The organism is Microbacterium oxydans, assembly GCF_900095745.1.
Lineage (GTDB): Bacteria > Actinomycetota > Actinomycetes > Actinomycetales > Microbacteriaceae > Microbacterium > Microbacterium oxydans_B.
This window is the reverse complement of record NZ_FMIR01000008.1, coordinates 80,315-95,749: the sequence shown is the minus strand read 5'-3', so window position 1 is coordinate 95,749 and position 15,435 is coordinate 80,315. Positions and strand designations below refer to the sequence as shown.

Sequence of the window (15,435 nt, the reverse complement as noted above, 5' to 3'; positions counted from 1 at the left end):
GGTCCGCTTAGCGTCGGAACTCCAACAGAAGGAGTTCTCATGTCCGTCTTCACCGTCGACACCGAAGCCGTCCACGCCGCGCACGGGGCGACCAGAGCCACCATCGAACGGCTGCAGGCCGAGTCGGCCACGCTCATGTCGCAGTTGCGGCAGCTGCAGTCCTCGTGGGTCGGCAGCGCCTCCACTGCCTTCCAGGGCTGCGCGGAGCAGTGGCAGGGCGCTCAGCTCCATGTCGAACAGGTGCTCGATTCGATCGGCACCTCACTCGGATCGGCAGCCTCGCAGTACGCGGATGCCGACCAGTACTCGGCGAGCCTGTTTCGCTGAGCCCCGCCTGATACAAAACGCAGAACGCCCCCGGCCGGAGCCGGGGGCGTTCTGTCATGAGGGCTGGATCAGAAGTCCATGCCGCCCGACGGGTCACCCATCGGAGCAGCGGCCTTCTCGGGCTTGTCAGCCACGACGACCTCGGTGGTGAGGAAGAGAGCCGCGATCGAGGCTGCGTTCTGCAGCGCAGAGCGGGTCACCTTGGCCGGGTCGATGATTCCTGCAGCGAACATGTCGACGTACTCACCGGTAGCCGCGTTGAGGCCCTGGCCCGCGGGGAGCTCGGAGACCTTGTTCGCGACGACACCCGGCTCGAGGCCGGCGTTCAGCGCGATCTGCTTGAGCGGAGCCTCGATCGCCACGCGGACGATGTTCGCACCGGTCGCCTCGTCACCCGTCAGCGTCAGGCTGTCGAGCGCCTTGGTGCCGGACTGGATCAGCGCGACGCCACCGCCGGGGACGATGCCCTCTTCGACAGCTGCCTTCGCGTTGCGGACGGCGTCCTCGATGCGGTGCTTGCGCTCCTTGAGCTCGACCTCGGTGGCCGCGCCCGCCTTGATGACGGCGACGCCACCAGCGAGCTTCGCCAGACGCTCCTGCAGCTTCTCGCGGTCGTAGTCGCTGTCGGTGTTCTCGATCTCGCGACGGATCTGCGTGACGCGACCCTCGATCTGCTCCGCCTCGCCAGCACCCTCGACGATCGTGGTCTCGTCCTTGGTGACGATGACCTTGCGCGCACGGCCGAGCAGGTCGAGCGTGGCGTTCTCGAGCTTGAGGCCGACCTCTTCGGTGATGACCTGACCACCGGTGAGGATCGCGATGTCCTGCAGCTGCGCCTTGCGGCGGTCGCCGAAGCCGGGAGCCTTGACGGCAACCGACTTGAAGATGCCCTTGAGCTTGTTCAGCACGAGCGTCGCGAGAGCCTCGCCCTCGACGTCCTCGGCGATGATGACGAGCTCCTTGCCGTCCTGGATCACCTTGTCGACGATGGGCAGAAGGTCCTTGATGCTGGAGATCTTCTGGTTCGCGATGAGGATGTAGGCGTCCTCGAAGACGGCTTCCTGGCGCTCCGGGTCCGTGACGAAGTACGGGTTCAGGTAGCCCTTGTCGAAACGCATGCCCTCGGTGAGCTCGAGCTCGGTGCCGAACGTCTGCGACTCCTCGACGGTGACGACGCCTTCCTTGCCGACCTTGTCGATCGCCTCGGCGATGAGCTCGCCGATCGCCGGGTCTGCAGCGGAGATGGACGCCGTGGCGGCGATCTGCTCCTTGGAGTCGATCTCCTTGGCGCTCGACAGGAGCTCCTCGGTGATCGCGGCGACGGCCTTCTCGATGCCGCGCTTGAGCGAGATGGGGTCGGCGCCGGCTGCGACGTTGCGCAGGCCCTCGCGGACCAGAGCCTGTGCGAGGACCGTGGCGGTGGTGGTGCCGTCACCCGCGACGTCGTCGGTCTTCTTCGCGACCTCCTTGACGAGCTCCGCGCCGATCTTCTCGTACGGGTCGTCCAGCTCGATCTCCTTGGCGATGGAGACACCGTCGTTCGTGATCGTGGGAGCGCCCCACTTCTTCTCGAGGACGACGTTGCGACCGCGCGGGCCGAGGGTCACCTTGACCGCGTCGGCGAGGATGTTGAGGCCGCGCTCGAGGCCGCGGCGGGCCTCCTCATCGAAAGCAATGATCTTTGCCATGAGTTTTTTCGTCCCTCCTGGACGTAGACGTTGGGTTTAGCACTCAGAGTGTGAGAGTGCTAACGCCATTCTGGCACTCGACACCTTCGAGTGCAAGCCGCCGGAGGTGGGGCGTATCCCGACGTCAGGAGGCTGGAGTCTCTTCGGGCGTCTCGGGCGCCGAGGTCGACCGATCGAGACCGATCACGACCGTGAACTGCTTCTGTCCGTCCTCCGTCTGACCGGAGTAGTAGTCGCTCTGCTGCACGGCCGCACCGCCGAGGAGATCCGCCAGGCCGACGGCTGCGAGCTCGTCCGCCTCTTCGACGTAGAACACGGTCGTGTTGGCGAAATCCTGACTGGAGCTGTCGCCCGCGAAGACGTTGTCGGCCGCCCAGCCGTTGTTGATGAGCGTGTCGCGCATGCGCGTGTCGGCGCCCTCGTCGGGCGTGCCGTTCAGGATCATCACCGAGATGCTGGGGTCGACGATCCCCGTCTCCTCCGGCGTCGGAACAGCGCTCGGCGCCGCGTCAGGGAACAGCGAGACACGGCCCATGACCACCAGCGAGCCGAAGATGCCGGCGATGATGAGGACGAGTGCAGCCACGAACGACCAGAGCAGCACGACCCAGCCGTTCATCCCCGGCGCTTCGGCACGGTGTGCTCCCACCCGTCCGGACGTACGGGGAGCATCATCGAAGCGATCGCGGGTGGGCTTTGACACCCCTCGATGCTAGCGGCACCTTCCTGTCAATCCGTGTCGCCGCGGGGTTGGAGGTGCGCGCCGCCGGAGAGCGGCCCCGAAAAGGCTCAGCCGACGAAGCCGGGCAGCCGTGCCGTGCGCCGGTTCGCACGCGAATCGCGGATGCGGCGAAGGCGGCGTACCAGCATCGGATCGTATTCGAGAGCGGCTTCGGACTCGATCAGTCGTCCGAGCAGCTGGTAGTAGCGTGCCGCGCTCATCCCGAGCTGAGCGCGGATGATCTCTTCCTTCGCCCCGCTGTGGCGCGGCCATGCCGCTTCCAGGGCGAGGATCGCGCGATCGCGCTCCGTGAGATCTCCGAGCATGGCTCCAGGTTAGGACGCAACCGCCGGTGGTCCGGGTCGCCACTCCCACCATCGCCCGAGCGGATCCGCGGCCGCGCGCACCCGTCCGTCGAGTGCGACCACGAACCCCGGCCACCGATCCGCATCGACCGGCGGCTCCCATGCGTCGGTCACCGCAGGCGGATCGATGGTGATCCAGCGGGCGTCCATGCGCGAGATCCTCGCGATCAGCGCCGTCCGCTCCGCCCGGGGGATGTGCACCAACACCCCGGGAGTGGTGATGACGAGGGTCGCCTGCGGCGGTGCCGCCGACGCCAGCGCGTCGAGATGCGCGCCGGCGTCCCCCTCCACCAGGAGAGGAGGGGCGCCTGCCGCGATGTCGAGAGCAGCCTCGATGCGGTCCTCGCGCCCCGACTCCCCCGGCCACACCAGCCCGCGCAGCCACCGCCGGTCGCGTTCGTCGGCGGCATCGAGCGGTGCCAGGTCGATCCCGGCGCGCCACACCACCTCCGGCATCCGGAGCGCGGGGAGCGGACCGGCCACCCGGCTCTCGAGCACGACCGTCGAGACACCGTCGACCGGGTCGAACGCGGCGCGGAGTTCCCCGGCCTCACCCGTGAAGCGATACGAGTACCGATCGGGGTAGAGGCAGAGTCCCGCCGACGCCCCGATCTCGAGAAGCGCGATCGGCCCCTCGATCTCGGAGAGCACCGGCAGAAGCGCCGCGAGACGGAGCGGCTCGTTCGTCTGCAGCGTTCTCCGCTCACACTCGACGACGACCTCATCCGCATTCCGGAGCACGAAAGCACGCCACCGCGCGTAGGACTCGAGCGGGACGCCGAGCAGCCGGGTGACGGCGAACACCAGCGGCGGCTGGCGCCTCGTCTCCGGAATCCGGAGCAGGATCCGTCGCACCTCCTCATCCCCGGCGACCCCGGCGGCCCACTCGGCATAGAGCGCGCTCCGCCCCGGAGCCTCGTCACGGGCGAATCGCGCGTAGCGCTCCTGCACGGCATCCGTCATCCGTCCATTCTGACGCGCAGCGCCCGAGGCCTCGTCCGACGAGAGAGAATGGAGTCGACTGAGGAGGACACATGTCGTACAGCGTGGACAAGACCGAAGACGAATGGCGCCGCGAGCTCGGCGATGAGCAGTACGCCGTGCTGCGTCAGGCCGCGACCGAACGCGCCTGGACGGGTGAGCTGCTCGATGAGGAGCGCGCAGGCCTCTACACCTGCGGGGCGTGCAACGCGGAGCTCTTCAAGAGCGGCACCAAGTTCGACTCCGGGTGCGGCTGGCCGAGCTTCTACGAGTCGATCCGCCCCGATGCGGTCGAACTCATCGAGGACGACAGCCTGGGCATGGTGCGAACGGAGGTGCGCTGCGCCAACTGCGGCTCGCACCTCGGCCACGTGTTCCCCGACGGGTTCGGCACGCCGACGGGAGATCGCTACTGCATGAACTCGATCGCGATGAACTTCACCCCCGACGCCTCGTGAGCGCTCTCGACGCGGTCCGCGCGCGTCAGTCCTGGTCGAAGGTCGAGGAAACGGCGCCGAGCCGCGAAGAACTGCTCACGTTCGTCGCCGCAGCCGGTCGCGTCGCGGATCACTCCTCGCTCCGCCCATGGCGGCTCATCGAACTGCGCGGAGCCGACCGCGAGGCGCTCGGCGCTGCCATCGCCAAGGCACAGGGAGACGCAGACCCGTCGTCGAAACCTCTGCGCGCGCCGCTGCTGATCGCGGTCGTCGCCAGCTACCGCAAGAGCGAGAAGGTTCCGCGGTGGGAGCAGGAGGCCGTCGCCTCCGGAGTCGCGCACACGCTGAGCCTGCTCCTCGATGAAGCCGGCTGGGGCGTCATCTGGCGCACGGGCCATTACACACGTGCGAAGGCCGTCGCCAAGGCCCATGGCCTCGACAAGAACGAGGAACTTCTCGGCTGGCTGTATGTGGGCGGCAAGCCTGAAGGGAAAAAGCCGGGCCGCCGCAAGGCCGTGGATGCCCGCAAGCTGATCACGCGGATGCCGAAGGCCGGGGCGAAGAAGGCGAAGAAGAAGTAGCGCGTCAGCGACGACGTCTGCGCGGAAGGGCGACGATCACGGACGCCACCGCGACGACGACCATGGCGACGACCTGCCAGAGCGCGGGCCCTGCTGCCGGAGGCCAGATCAGGTCGATCACGACCGACGTCACAAGCTGTCCGAGCACGGAGCCCAGCCCCATCAGGAGCACACCGGTATGCGCGACGATGAACGCGCCGAGCAGAATGTAGGCCGCTCCGAGGAACCCGCCCAGGTACAGCCACGGCTCGACCGGAAGGGCGTCGGGTATCCCACGGAAGGCGATGCTCGTCCCGGCCGCGAGCAGCAGGATGACGGTGCCGGTGATGAAGCTCATCAGAGTCGCGGCGAGCGGTGATTGCACACGCTGCGAAAGGCGACCGTTCGTGGCCGCCTGCCACGCGATTCCGACTCCGGCGGCGAACGGCAGCAGCAGCATCCACAGCGGGGCGGTGGCGAGCACGTCGCCCGACAACGAGATGCCGACCGCGGCGAGCGCGAGAACGCCGCCGGCGACCCGGCCGGGGGTGACCGCGACGACGCCCGCCGGACCGAACCCGATCCGATCGAGCACGAGTCCGTGCAGGGTCTGTCCCGCGACGACCCCGACGCTGAACAGCGAGACGCCGAGGACCCCTGCGGTCACCCCTTGAGTGGAAACGGTGAGGGCTCCGCACGCCCCGCCCAGCAGCATCCAGAACGGGATCTTGTGGTGTCGGATGCCGCTCCAGAGGCGTCCTACGCCGCGCCGGGCGGAGGGGATGCAGCAGATCACGGCGACCAGTGCGAGCAGGCCTACCGAGAACGAGAGGAGGCCCGCCACGATGCCGTCATCCACGCGCACCCCGAGAACACCGTTGATCCGGGCCTGGATCGCCGTCATGACGCCGATGGCGACAGCCCCGCCGAGCGCCAGGGGCGCGGGAAGTCGACGGGTTTCTGGCACCAGTCGACCCTATCGGAGCCGTGACTCACCGGGGCGTGACGGATGTCGGCGGCCGGGGCTACGCTGACGGCATGTGCGCGAGCTATGGTCTCGATCCCCGGTTCACCGATGCGGAAGTCCTCGCCGCCGCCGACGATGCGGTGCTCGAGGGACTGCGCGCCTGGGCGGAGGGAAATGCGGGCGAGACCATCCGCCCGACCGGGAAGAATCTCCGCAACCTCAACCCGCTGATCGTGCAGCCCGACGCCGCTCCGACTCTGGAACCGGCATGGTGGGGCTTCCTCGTGAACGGGGAGCCTGCGAAGTTCCCATCGATCAACACGCGATCGGAGCGCCTGCAGGAGCGCCCCGGCGGAGCGAAGTCGCGGGCCATCGTCCCGGCGACCAGCTGGTACGAGATGCAGAAGCCGTCGCGGCAATGGAACGAGTTCATCATCGACGACGGCACGCTCTTCGGCATGGCCGCGGTCACGCAGCGGGGTCGCGCCGCCGACGGCGAGTGGTACACGTGCTATTCGATCGTGATGCGCCCCGCTCCCGACCACCTCGTCGATCTGCACGATCGCATGCCGCTGCTCGTCCCGGCCTCGCTGAGTCACGATTGGCTGACGGCGCCGCCGTCGCGCGAGATCATCGACGAGGCGATCCTCGCTTCCGATGAGATGGCCGCACGCGTCCAGGCCCGTCCCCGTTCCTGAACCGGTCCATCCGCCGCGGGGATGACACTCCCCTCTCGAGGACGGTACCTGGGGAGGACGCGCGGCGGCCCGACGCTCCGTAGCGTTGTCCTCATGATCACAGCAGAAGGCCTCACGAAGAGGTTCGGAGACAAGACGGCCGTCGATGACGTGTCGTTCACCGTCAAGCCGGGCAGCGTCACCGGCTTCCTCGGCCCGAACGGTGCCGGCAAGTCGACCACGATGCGCATGATCGTGGGCCTCGACCGGCCGACGTCCGGACGCGCCGAGATCGCCGGTCGCGAGTACCGCAAGCTTCGCGCGCCGCTCACCGAGGTCGGCGTGCTGCTCGACGCGAAAGCCGTGCACACCGGGCGGACGGCGCGCAATCACCTTCGGGCGATGGCAGCCACCCATGGGATCCCCTCCTCCCGCGTCGACGAGGTCATCGATCTCGCGGGCATCGGTTCGGTGGCTCGCAAGCGAGCCGGGAAGTTCTCGCTCGGAATGGGACAGCGTCTCGGCATCGCCTCGGCGCTGCTCGGCGATCCGCACACGCTCATCCTCGACGAGCCTGTCAACGGCCTCGATCCCGAAGGAGTCCGCTGGGTGCGTCAGTTCGTCCGGCACGCGGCATCCGAAGGACGCACCGTGCTCCTGTCGAGCCACCTGATGAGCGAGATGGCGCAGACCGCCGACCATGTCATCGTGATGGGTCGCGGCCGGGTGCTGGCGGATGCTCCGCTGGCCGAACTCGTGCGCTCCTGGACGCAGAACACGGTACGTGTGCGCACCCCGCGACCCACCGATCTCGCCGCGGTCGTCAGCGGCCCGGGCGTGGAGATCGTGAGTTCGGCTCCGGACCTCCTCGACATCGTGGGTCTCCCTGCCGCCCGCATCGGCGACCTCGCCGCGGACCGCGGCATCCCGCTGCACGAACTCACCCCGACCACCGGATCGCTCGAGGATGCCTACCTCGCCCTCACCGGCGATTCCGTCGAGTACCGCACCAAGGAGATCTCATGACCACGACACAGGCACCCGCGCCCGCGCGGCCGCGCGTCGACACCGGTCGACGGCTGACCTTCGTCCGCGCCCTGCGCGGCGAGTGGATCAAGCTCGCCACTCTGCGCTCGACGTGGTGGTCCATCGGGATCGCCGCGGCCCTCACCATCGGGATCTCCGTGCTGATCGCACAGGCGGTCGACATGCCGGGGTTCGAGCCGATCCAGGCCGTCGTCATGCCGATCCAGTTCACGATGCTGCTCGCCGGCATCATCGGCGCGATCTCCGTGACGGGCGAGTACTCGACCGGAATGATCCGCTCGACACTCACGGCGAACCCGATCCGCGGGTCGGTGTTGGCGGCCAAGTCGACCGTGCTCGCGGTCTTCATGTTCCTGTCGTCCCTGGTGATCTTCGGTCTCGCTGCCGTCGCGGTCTCGCTGATCGTGGCGCCGCGCGACCAGAGCATCGAGTGGTCGGACCCGGCTGCGTCGTTCCTGCCGATCGTCGTCTCCTCCCTCGCCATGGCGGTGTTTGCCCTGATCGGAGTCGCCTTCGGGTTCATCCTGCGTTCGGGGGCCGGAGCGATCGCGGCGACCGTCGGCGTCCTGTTCGTCCTGCCGATCGTGGCGAACTTCTTCTCGTTCGCCGGCGAGGCGTGGGCATGGGTCATCGAGGCGTCCGCCTACTTGCCTGTGTCCGCTGCCCAGAGCGCGATCCTGCCGAGCGACGGCGCGGCACTCGATGCCCCGGTCGCATTCCTGACGCTGGCCTGCTGGGTCGCCGGCGGCGCCCTCGTCGCGTGGGGCGTGCTGCGCACCCGCGACGCGTAAAGTCGGCCCTGTGAGCAGAACGCGAAGCCGCAGCGACTCGATCCGAGAGGACGAGGAGCTGCGGCTTCCGCGTGCGCCGGGACTCTTCCGGCGGTTCTGGGCACGTCATCCGTTGTTCGCTGACGTCCTGCTGACACTGCTCTGCCTGCTCCTCTCCATCGCCCCGGCGGGCCGTCTCGTCGACGAGTCCGTCCCCGAATCCACCTACATCGCGATCAGCATCGCCACGCTGGTGATGGTCGTCATCGCGTGCAGCACTCTCCTGTGGCGGCGCCGGGCGCCTCTCGCCCCCTTCGCCGCGGCGGTGATCCTGGGAACGGTCGGTCTGTTCACCGGGCTGTCCAGCGGCATCATCCTGCTGCTCGTCGCCTGTTACGGTCTCGCGGTCTACCGGTCGTCGCGCGCGGCCTGGACCTGCTACGGAATCGGTGCGGTGTGGTTCCTCCTGCTCAGCGGGATCCTGATGCTCACCGGTGTGGTCGTGCTGCAGAACGGACTCGACACCGCACTCAGCTATATCGTGCTGGGTCTGATCGGCACACTCATCGGCGTCAACGTCGGCGGCCGCAAACGCTATCTGTCGGCCGTCATCGATCGCTCGCGACAGCTGCTCGTCGAGCGGGACCAGCAGGCGCAGCTCGCCGCCGCATCCGAGCGGGCGCGCATCGCTCGAGAGATGCACGACATCGTGTCCCATTCACTGACGGTGATCGTGGCGCTTTCCGAGGGCGCCGCGGCGACGCCCGACCGCGAGCAGGCGCGCAGAGCGGCGGTCCACACGGCGGACACCGCTCGTGCGGCCCTGACCGAGATGCGATCGATGCTCGGTGTGCTGCGGGATGACGATTCTCCGCTGCCCCTGGCACCCATGAAGCCTGCGCCGCCGCGTGACACGGTCGAGGCGGCGCAGCGCGCCGGGTACCCTGCGACGCTCACGGTCGCGGGGCGCGCCGAGGTCTCCCCCGCCGTCGCCCATGCGATCGGACGGATCGTGCAGGAGGGCGTCACGAACGCGATGCGTCATGCCCCGACCGCGTCGGCGATCAGGGTGCGGCTGGACTACGCACCCGATTCCGTGACGATCGACATCGTCAACGACGGAGTTTCCGACGGCATCGGAACGGAAGGCTTCGGATTGCGCGGACTCGCCGAGCGCGCTGCTCACGTGCAGGGAAGCGTCGAGTCCGCGCCGTCCGAGGGGGGACGATGGGTTCTGCACGCTGTGCTGCCGACGAACGCGACGGCCCCCACCGCACAGCACATATCGACGGAGGACGACGGATGACGGATGCGATCAGGGTGCTCCTGGTAGACGACCAGGAGCTGATCCGCGTCGGGTTCCGGATGGTGCTCGAAGCGGAGAGCGACATCGTCGTGGTCGGCGAGGCCGGCGATGGGCGGGCGGCGATCGCGCAGAGCGCTGCACTCGCCCCCGACCTCGTGCTCATGGACATCCGGATGCCGGAGCTGGACGGAATCGCCGCCACCGAGACCATCGTGCGGGATCGCCCCCAGACGAAGGTGCTCGTGCTGACCACGTTCGACCTCGACGAATACGCCTTCGGCGCCATCCGTGCCGGTGCGAGCGGGTTCCTCCTGAAAGACGCTCAGCGTCACGAGATGACCTCTGCCGTTCGCGCCGTACACCGTGGCGACGCCGCGCTCTCTCCTCGGATCACGCGGATGCTTCTCGAGCACGTGACCCCGCAGCTCAGCGCCTCGCCCTCCCCGACACCGGATGCCGCGGAGAGCGCGGCGCTGGACTCGCTCACCGATCGAGAGAGAGACGTGTTCCTCGCGATCGGGCGCGGACTGACCAACGCCGAGATCGCCCGCACCCTCTACGTCGGCGAATCCACCGTGAAGACCCACGTCGGCCGGGTGCTGGCGAAGCTCCACGCACGCGACCGCATCCACGCCGTGATCCTGGCGCACAGACTCGGCCTCGTCGGAAACGAGACCTGAGGTATCAGGCGCCGGCGGGGGTCCATTCCGAGACCCGATCGAGCAGTCCCACCTCGTCGGCGGAGAGTTCGAGGCGAGCACCCGCCAGAAGGTCGGGCACCTGCGCGACCGTCCGAGCACTCGCGATCGGCGCAACCACCGTCGGCTGCGCCCGCAACCAGGCGAGTGACGTCGCGGCGATCGACGCGCCGTGGGCGTCGGCGATCTGGTCGAGCGCATCGATGACGCGCAGGCCCGCCTCGGTCGCGTACTTCGCGGCACCCTGTGCACGCGGGGAGTCCTGCCCCGCGACATCGGTCGAGCGGTACTTGCCGGTCAGGAATCCACTCGCCAGGGCGTAGTAAGGCACGAGCCCGAGTTCGAACTCCTCGGCGACCGGGATGATGGTGTCCTCGACCTCGTTGCGATGAACGAGGTTGTAGTGCGGCTGAACGGCGACCGGCGCAGCGACACCCGTGCGACGCGCGATCTCGATCCACTCTCTGATGCGTTCGGCGGAGTAGTTCGACACCGCCACGTGACGCACCAGGCCATCCTCGACGAGCTGTCCGAACGCGGCGACGGTCTCTTCCAGCGGAATCGTCTCATCGTCGAAGTGCGCGTAGTACAGGTCGATCTCATCGGCCCCGAGACGCCGGAGCGAGGCCTCGGCTGCCTTTCGCACATTCGTTCCGGAGAGGCCTCGGAACTGCGGGTGCTGGCTCACCTTCGTCGCGACGACGACGCCCGACGGCTTGCGGGATGCGAGCCACTCGCCGATGATCGTCTCACTCTCGCCACCCTCGTTCCCCGGCACCCAGGAGCTGTACGAATCGGCCGTGTCGATGAAGTCGCCACCCCCGTCGACGAATGCATCGAGCACGGCGAACGACGCATCGCGATCGGCTGTCCAGCCGAACACGTTGCCGCCGAGTGCGAGCGGGAGGACGTCAAGATCACTGGTGCCGATACGAGTCATGACGAAGACAACCGCTGATCGGGCTTCGCGCATTCCCGGATGACGTCATTTTTCGTGATCGGGCCGGGCGGAATGCTCGCTCTTCGGCGTCTCGCCCTCGTCGTAGATCTGGGAGGGGCGCCCGACGAGCCGCGTGTCCGGGGCGTGAGCGACCAGCGGATCTTTGCCGGGATAGTCGAATCGGGCGAGGACGCACCTCATCGCCTCGAGCCGAGCTCGTTTCTTGTCGTTCGACTTGATGACGATCCAGGGCTCGGTTGGCGTGTCCGTGTGAAAGAACATCGCTTCCTTCGCCGCTGTGTAGTCCGCCCAGCGGTCGATGCTGGCGACATCGGTGGGGCTCAGCTTCCACTGCTTGACGGGATCCTCGCCGCGGCGCCGGAACCGGCGCCGCTGCTCGGCCTCTCCCACCGAGAACCACAGCTTGATGAGGCGGATGCCCGAACCCACGATCATCCGCTCGAACTGCGGAGCGGTCTGCATGAATTCCTCGTACTCGGCTGACGAGCAGTACCCCATGACGCGTTCGACGCCGGCACGGTTGTACCAGGAGCGATCCATCATCACGATCTCGCCGCCCGAAGGCAGGTGTTCGATGTAGCGCTGGAAGTACCACTGCGTCCGCTCGGCATCAGTCGGCTTGTCGAGAGCGACGACCCGGGCGCCACGAGGGTTCAGGTGCTCCATGAAGCGCTTGATCGCCCCGCCCTTTCCCGCCGCATCCCGCCCTTCGAACAGGATGAGCAACCGCTCGGAAGAGTGCTTGATGTGGGACTGGAGCTTCAGGAGCTCGATCTGCAGCAGCCGCTTCTCTCGTTCATACTCCGCGGTGGAAAGCTTCTTCGTGTACGGGTAGTCGTGCTGCCACTCCGGCGTGACCGTCGCCGTATCGGGTGCGCTGCTCAAGATCTCGCCCTCTCAGTTGCTGTGCGGATCCCCGAAACCACGCAGGCAAGCGCAGGTGGCCGGAGCGGGGAGGCGGCCACCTGCGCGTCTTCTACCTGGCACGACCTAAAGCCCGCCAGGAAACCTGCCTGATGTGTAACATATCATTGGCTGAGGCGATACATCGGAATGCGCTTTCAGCGTCGGCGCCCTGGCAGCAGCATGGGCACGGAGATTCGGTCTGTCAGCATGCGGCGACTATCGTTCTCGCATGGGCACGATCCAGTACGGCAACGGTGACGAGATCTACATCGAAGACCGCGCACTCGCGCATCTGAAGGTCGTCATCGCTACGAAGCTCCGACGCAATGAGAGCTTCACTCTGTCCTGGCGGCACCCCGAAGGGCAGCAGGTGGGACGATCGACGATCTGGCTGCACCCGTCGATACCGCTCCGCTTCACCTTCGACGAACCAGAGGCGCCGCAGTTGAACCCCCAGTGGATACAGGACCTGATGCAGTCCGCGAGTTCCACGGGCGGCATCAGCCTCATCGACGAGGTGCTGGACGCACCCGAGACCGCCGCTGAGGCCTGAATCCGCGGATCCCCACTCTCGTGAGGGATGAAGAGCCGACTACGGGACTCGAACCCGTAACCCCCGTATTACAAGTACGGTGCGCTACCAATTGCGCCAAGTCGGCGGATGCCACCAGCTTAGCGATGGCATCGACCCGGCTTCGACCTACGGGGTCGTGGTGGGCGAAGGCGTCGACGTCGCACGCGAGGCATCGCTCGCGACGCTGAGCACGAACTGCGAGAACTCGGCCGGGTCGTCCAGCGCCCCGACGTAGGCCTCGCCATTGGCGACGATCATCGGCGCTGCTGTCAGCACCAGGTCGTCGGAGCCGGCGAGCGGTCCGTCCAGGGCCCTGGTCGTCGCCTCCTTCGCCCAGCCGACGAAGTCGCCGTCTTCGATGCACGAGCGCACGGCCTTGGCGTTGTCGACGCCGACAGCACCGGCGAGGTTCGCGAGGTCCTCGTCGGAGAGGCCGTCGCTGCCGACCTCTGGCTGGTCGTCGAGCAGGTCATGGTTGAACGCGTAGAACTGTGCTGGCGAGTGCGTGGCGACGCACGCCGCAGCGGCAGCCGAGCGGAGCGAGTACTTGGTGCCGTTGGAGCTGGCAGTGAGCAGCGCGACCGGGTGATAGCTGACCGTGACCGCGTCCTCGCCGATCCAACCGGCGAGCTGGCGGGCGTTGGCGCGCTCGAACTCCCCGGCGTCGGGCGACAAGTAGTCGACGTACACATGGATGTCGACCTTTCCGGATGCCGTCGGTTCCGGCGTCGGGCTGGCCGATTCGCCGGCGTCGGTCGCATCGGGAGACGGGGTCTCCGGCACCGCGCCGGTTCCCGCGAACGACTCGAGGTCGGTGACGACGACGCCGTCCGACTCCATGCCGGTCGGCGTGAGCCGCGGCTTGGTCACCTGGGAGGACACCGCGAGAGTCACCGCTGTGCCGATCGCACCCACCGCGACGAGCGCCACCGCGCCGATGATGATCCGTCGCATGAGACGCGCCCTGGACTGCTGGGCGTGCACTCTCTGTGCCTTCTCCCGTACGACCTCGCGGGAATTGCGAGGCGTCGGGACGTTCGGCGTTTCGTCGCTCGACATCGTTCCTCTGTGAGTCTCAACGGGGGTCCGGGTTGGCCCCGACCGCCGCTCAGCGACGATCGCCGCTGCGCGCGGCCGAGTTCGATGGTAGTCAGTGAGGCTGAGAAATACCCAGGTACCGCCGTTCGTGTCATACTGATCCCGACCCAATGACGGGTTACGGCGGGGTCACCCGCCGCTTCATCACTACGGATCGTCCGGCACGTACCTGCCGGTGAAGGAGAAAAGACAATGGCATCTGTGACTTTCGACGAGGCCACCCGCCTGTACCCCGGCGGAACCCGTCCGGCCGTCGACAAGCTGAACCTCGAGGTCGGTGACGGCGAATTCCTCGTCCTCGTCGGTCCCTCCGGCTGCGGCAAGTCCACGTCCCTCCGCATGTTGGCCGGCCTCGAAGAGGTCAACGCCGGCCGCATCCTCATCGGCGACCGCGATGTGACCGACGTCCCGCCGAAGGACCGCGACATCGCGATGGTCTTCCAGAACTACGCGCTGTACCCGCACATGACCGTCGCCGAGAACATGGGCTTCGCCCTCAAGATCGCCGGCGTCGGCAAGGAAGAGCGCGCATCCCGTGTGCTCGAGGCCGCCAAGCTGCTCGACCTCGAGCCCTACCTGACCCGCAAGCCGAAGGCCCTCTCGGGTGGTCAGCGTCAGCGTGTCGCCATGGGGCGCGCGATCGTGCGTCAGCCGCAGGTGTTCCTCATGGACGAGCCGCTGTCGAACCTCGACGCCAAGCTCCGCGTGCAGACCCGTACGCAGATCGCTTCGCTGCAGCGTCGCCTCGGTGTCACCACCGTCTACGTCACCCACGACCAGACCGAAGCTCTGACCATGGGCGACCGCATCGCGGTTCTCAAGGACGGTCTGCTCCAGCAGGTCGGTTCGCCGCGTGACCTGTACGAGAAGCCGAACAACGTGTTCGTAGCCGGCTTCATCGGCTCGCCCGCGATGAACCTGTTCGCAGCCGACCTCACCGACGGCGGCGTTCAGTTCGGGTCCGAGACGGTCCCGCTCGACCGCGACACGGTCGGCCGTGCGAACGGCAGCCAGGTCACGGTCGGCGTGCGCCCCGAGGACATCACGGTCGGACCGGCCGACGGCAGGGGCCTTCCGGTCGTCGTCGACCTCGTCGAGGAGCTCGGCGCCGACGGCTACCTCTACGGCCACACCGAGATCAACGGCAAGCGCAGCGACATCGTCGCCCGCGTCGACGGTCGCAGCCACCCGAACGCCGGCGAGACGGTCACGCTTGCTGCGAACCCGGGCCACGTGCACGCGTTCGACATCGAGTCCGGCGAGCGCCTGAACGACAAGCCGGTCGTCTCCGCCTGATCGGATCCACAGACGCGGCGCAGGCTGACTTCGGTCGCCTGCGCCGCGTCTCTTTC

At 67.7% G+C, this 15,435-nt stretch carries 18 protein-coding genes and 1 tRNA gene; 10 read left to right on the top strand and 9 right to left on the bottom strand.

Annotation, left to right across the window (positions count from 1 at the left end):
* Positions 1–39 precede the first annotated feature (39 nt).
* Positions 40–327, top strand: a complete 288-nt coding sequence (locus BQ2383_RS02720; protein ID WP_091029097.1) for a WXG100 family type VII secretion target — start codon at positions 40–42, stop codon at positions 325–327.
* 68 nt (positions 328–395) lie between these two features.
* Here the strand turns inward: BQ2383_RS02720 and groL are convergent, their stop codons facing one another.
* The 4 genes from groL to BQ2383_RS02700 form a co-directional block, all read right to left on the bottom strand.
* Positions 396–2,015 carry a chaperonin GroEL gene (gene groL, locus BQ2383_RS02715; RefSeq protein WP_091029093.1) on the bottom strand — a complete coding sequence of 540 codons (1,620 nt, stop codon included), beginning with the start codon at positions 2,013–2,015 and terminating at the stop codon, positions 396–398.
* 124 nt (positions 2,016–2,139) lie between these two features.
* Positions 2,140–2,718 (bottom strand): LytR C-terminal domain-containing protein, encoded by a 579-nt coding sequence (locus tag BQ2383_RS02710; RefSeq protein ID WP_308162128.1) that lies wholly within the window; start codon positions 2,716–2,718, stop codon positions 2,140–2,142.
* Positions 2,719–2,804: 86 nt separating this feature from the next.
* Positions 2,805–3,062, bottom strand: a complete 258-nt coding sequence (locus BQ2383_RS02705; RefSeq protein ID WP_091029088.1) for a DUF3263 domain-containing protein — start codon at positions 3,060–3,062, stop codon at positions 2,805–2,807.
* A gap of 9 nt (positions 3,063–3,071) precedes the next feature.
* Positions 3,072–4,064 (bottom strand): DUF2332 domain-containing protein, encoded by a 993-nt coding sequence (locus BQ2383_RS02700; RefSeq protein ID WP_091029085.1) that lies wholly within the window; start codon positions 4,062–4,064, stop codon positions 3,072–3,074.
* Between the two features lie 71 nt (positions 4,065–4,135).
* On the opposite strand from BQ2383_RS02700, the gene msrB reads away from it, so the two are divergent.
* Together msrB and BQ2383_RS02690 are read left to right on the top strand one after the other, a co-directional pair.
* A complete protein-coding gene (gene msrB / locus BQ2383_RS02695) occupies positions 4,136–4,540 on the top strand; it encodes a peptide-methionine (R)-S-oxide reductase MsrB (protein WP_029262749.1) in 405 nt (134 codons plus the stop codon).
* Positions 4,537–5,100: a nitroreductase family protein gene (locus BQ2383_RS02690; RefSeq protein ID WP_091029082.1), complete on the top strand. Its 564-nt coding sequence runs from the start codon at positions 4,537–4,539 to the stop codon at positions 5,098–5,100. The genes msrB and BQ2383_RS02690 overlap by 4 nt, the downstream gene beginning before the upstream one ends.
* A gap of 4 nt (positions 5,101–5,104) precedes the next feature.
* Here BQ2383_RS02690 and BQ2383_RS02685 read toward each other — a convergent pair whose 3' ends face one another.
* Positions 5,105–6,016, bottom strand: a complete 912-nt coding sequence (locus tag BQ2383_RS02685) for a DMT family transporter (protein WP_091029247.1) — start codon at positions 6,014–6,016, stop codon at positions 5,105–5,107.
* Positions 6,017–6,117: 101 nt separating this feature from the next.
* Between BQ2383_RS02685 and BQ2383_RS02680 the strand changes: the two genes are divergently transcribed.
* The 5 genes from BQ2383_RS02680 to BQ2383_RS02660 all read left to right on the top strand — a co-directional run bounded on the left by BQ2383_RS02680 (position 6,118) and on the right by BQ2383_RS02660 (position 10,526).
* Complete coding sequence (locus tag BQ2383_RS02680; protein WP_091029243.1) at positions 6,118–6,744, top strand: SOS response-associated peptidase family protein; 627 nt, start codon at positions 6,118–6,120, stop codon at positions 6,742–6,744.
* Between the two features lie 93 nt (positions 6,745–6,837).
* Positions 6,838–7,749 carry an ABC transporter ATP-binding protein gene (locus BQ2383_RS02675; RefSeq protein WP_091029079.1) on the top strand — a complete coding sequence of 304 codons (912 nt, stop codon included), beginning with the start codon at positions 6,838–6,840 and terminating at the stop codon, positions 7,747–7,749.
* Positions 7,746–8,561, top strand: coding sequence for an ABC transporter permease (locus tag BQ2383_RS02670; RefSeq protein ID WP_091029075.1), 816 nt, complete (start codon positions 7,746–7,748; stop codon positions 8,559–8,561). The genes BQ2383_RS02675 and BQ2383_RS02670 overlap by 4 nt, the downstream gene beginning before the upstream one ends.
* Before the next feature lie 10 nt (positions 8,562–8,571).
* Entirely contained in the window at positions 8,572–9,846 is a 1,275-nt protein-coding gene (locus BQ2383_RS02665) for a sensor histidine kinase (protein WP_091029072.1), read from the top strand.
* The gene (locus BQ2383_RS02660) at positions 9,843–10,526 is read left to right on the top strand and encodes a response regulator (RefSeq protein WP_091029068.1); all 684 of its coding nucleotides are present in this window, start codon (positions 9,843–9,845) and stop codon (positions 10,524–10,526) included. Before BQ2383_RS02665 ends, BQ2383_RS02660 begins: the two co-directional genes overlap by 4 nt.
* 4 nt (positions 10,527–10,530) lie before the next feature.
* On the opposite strand, the gene BQ2383_RS02655 is transcribed toward BQ2383_RS02660, so the two are convergent.
* On the bottom strand, positions 10,531–11,484 hold the full coding sequence (locus BQ2383_RS02655; RefSeq protein WP_091029237.1) for an aldo/keto reductase: 954 nt from the start codon (positions 11,482–11,484) through the stop codon (positions 10,531–10,533).
* A gap of 45 nt (positions 11,485–11,529) precedes the next feature.
* A complete protein-coding gene (gene ppk2 / locus BQ2383_RS02650) occupies positions 11,530–12,390 on the bottom strand; it encodes a polyphosphate kinase 2 (protein ID WP_205829317.1) in 861 nt (286 codons plus the stop codon).
* A 250-nt stretch (positions 12,391–12,640) separates the two neighbouring features.
* On the opposite strand from ppk2, the gene BQ2383_RS02645 reads away from it, so the two are divergent.
* Complete coding sequence (locus BQ2383_RS02645; protein ID WP_091029024.1) at positions 12,641–12,964, top strand: hypothetical protein; 324 nt, start codon at positions 12,641–12,643, stop codon at positions 12,962–12,964.
* 33 nt (positions 12,965–12,997) lie between these two features.
* Here the strand turns inward: BQ2383_RS02645 and BQ2383_RS02640 are convergent.
* Positions 12,998–13,070: transfer RNA gene (locus tag BQ2383_RS02640), tRNA-Thr, on the bottom strand.
* Between the two features lie 41 nt (positions 13,071–13,111).
* Positions 13,112–14,044, bottom strand: a complete 933-nt coding sequence (locus BQ2383_RS02635) for a DsbA family protein (RefSeq protein WP_091029019.1) — start codon at positions 14,042–14,044, stop codon at positions 13,112–13,114.
* Positions 14,045–14,275: 231 nt separating this feature from the next.
* On the opposite strand from BQ2383_RS02635, the gene BQ2383_RS02630 reads away from it, so the two are divergent.
* Positions 14,276–15,379, top strand: a complete 1,104-nt coding sequence (locus BQ2383_RS02630) for an ABC transporter ATP-binding protein (RefSeq protein WP_091028951.1) — start codon at positions 14,276–14,278, stop codon at positions 15,377–15,379.
* The last annotated feature ends 56 nt before the right edge of the window (positions 15,380–15,435 follow it).

What these genes read in the sequence shown, in the direction of transcription:
- BQ2383_RS02635 (WP_091029019.1), bottom strand. Translation starts at nt 14,044, where the DNA reads ATGTCGAGCGACGAAACGCCGAACGTCCCGACGCCTCGCAATTCCCGC.
- BQ2383_RS02675 (WP_091029079.1), top strand. Translation starts at nt 6,838, where the DNA reads ATGATCACAGCAGAAGGCCTCACGAAGAGGTTCGGAGACAAGACGGCC.
- groL (WP_091029093.1), bottom strand. Translation starts at nt 2,015, where the DNA reads ATGGCAAAGATCATTGCTTTCGATGAGGAGGCCCGCCGCGGCCTCGAG.
- BQ2383_RS02660 (WP_091029068.1), top strand. Translation starts at nt 9,843, where the DNA reads ATGACGGATGCGATCAGGGTGCTCCTGGTAGACGACCAGGAGCTGATC.
- BQ2383_RS02700 (WP_091029085.1), bottom strand. Translation starts at nt 4,064, where the DNA reads ATGACGGATGCCGTGCAGGAGCGCTACGCGCGATTCGCCCGTGACGAG.
- msrB (WP_029262749.1), top strand. Translation starts at nt 4,136, where the DNA reads ATGTCGTACAGCGTGGACAAGACCGAAGACGAATGGCGCCGCGAGCTC.
- BQ2383_RS02670 (WP_091029075.1), top strand. Translation starts at nt 7,746, where the DNA reads ATGACCACGACACAGGCACCCGCGCCCGCGCGGCCGCGCGTCGACACC.
- BQ2383_RS02720 (WP_091029097.1), top strand. Translation starts at nt 40, where the DNA reads ATGTCCGTCTTCACCGTCGACACCGAAGCCGTCCACGCCGCGCACGGG.
- BQ2383_RS02645 (WP_091029024.1), top strand. Translation starts at nt 12,641, where the DNA reads ATGGGCACGATCCAGTACGGCAACGGTGACGAGATCTACATCGAAGAC.
- BQ2383_RS02630 (WP_091028951.1), top strand. Translation starts at nt 14,276, where the DNA reads ATGGCATCTGTGACTTTCGACGAGGCCACCCGCCTGTACCCCGGCGGA.
- BQ2383_RS02655 (WP_091029237.1), bottom strand. Translation starts at nt 11,484, where the DNA reads ATGACTCGTATCGGCACCAGTGATCTTGACGTCCTCCCGCTCGCACTC.
- BQ2383_RS02705 (WP_091029088.1), bottom strand. Translation starts at nt 3,062, where the DNA reads ATGCTCGGAGATCTCACGGAGCGCGATCGCGCGATCCTCGCCCTGGAA.
- BQ2383_RS02680 (WP_091029243.1), top strand. Translation starts at nt 6,118, where the DNA reads ATGTGCGCGAGCTATGGTCTCGATCCCCGGTTCACCGATGCGGAAGTC.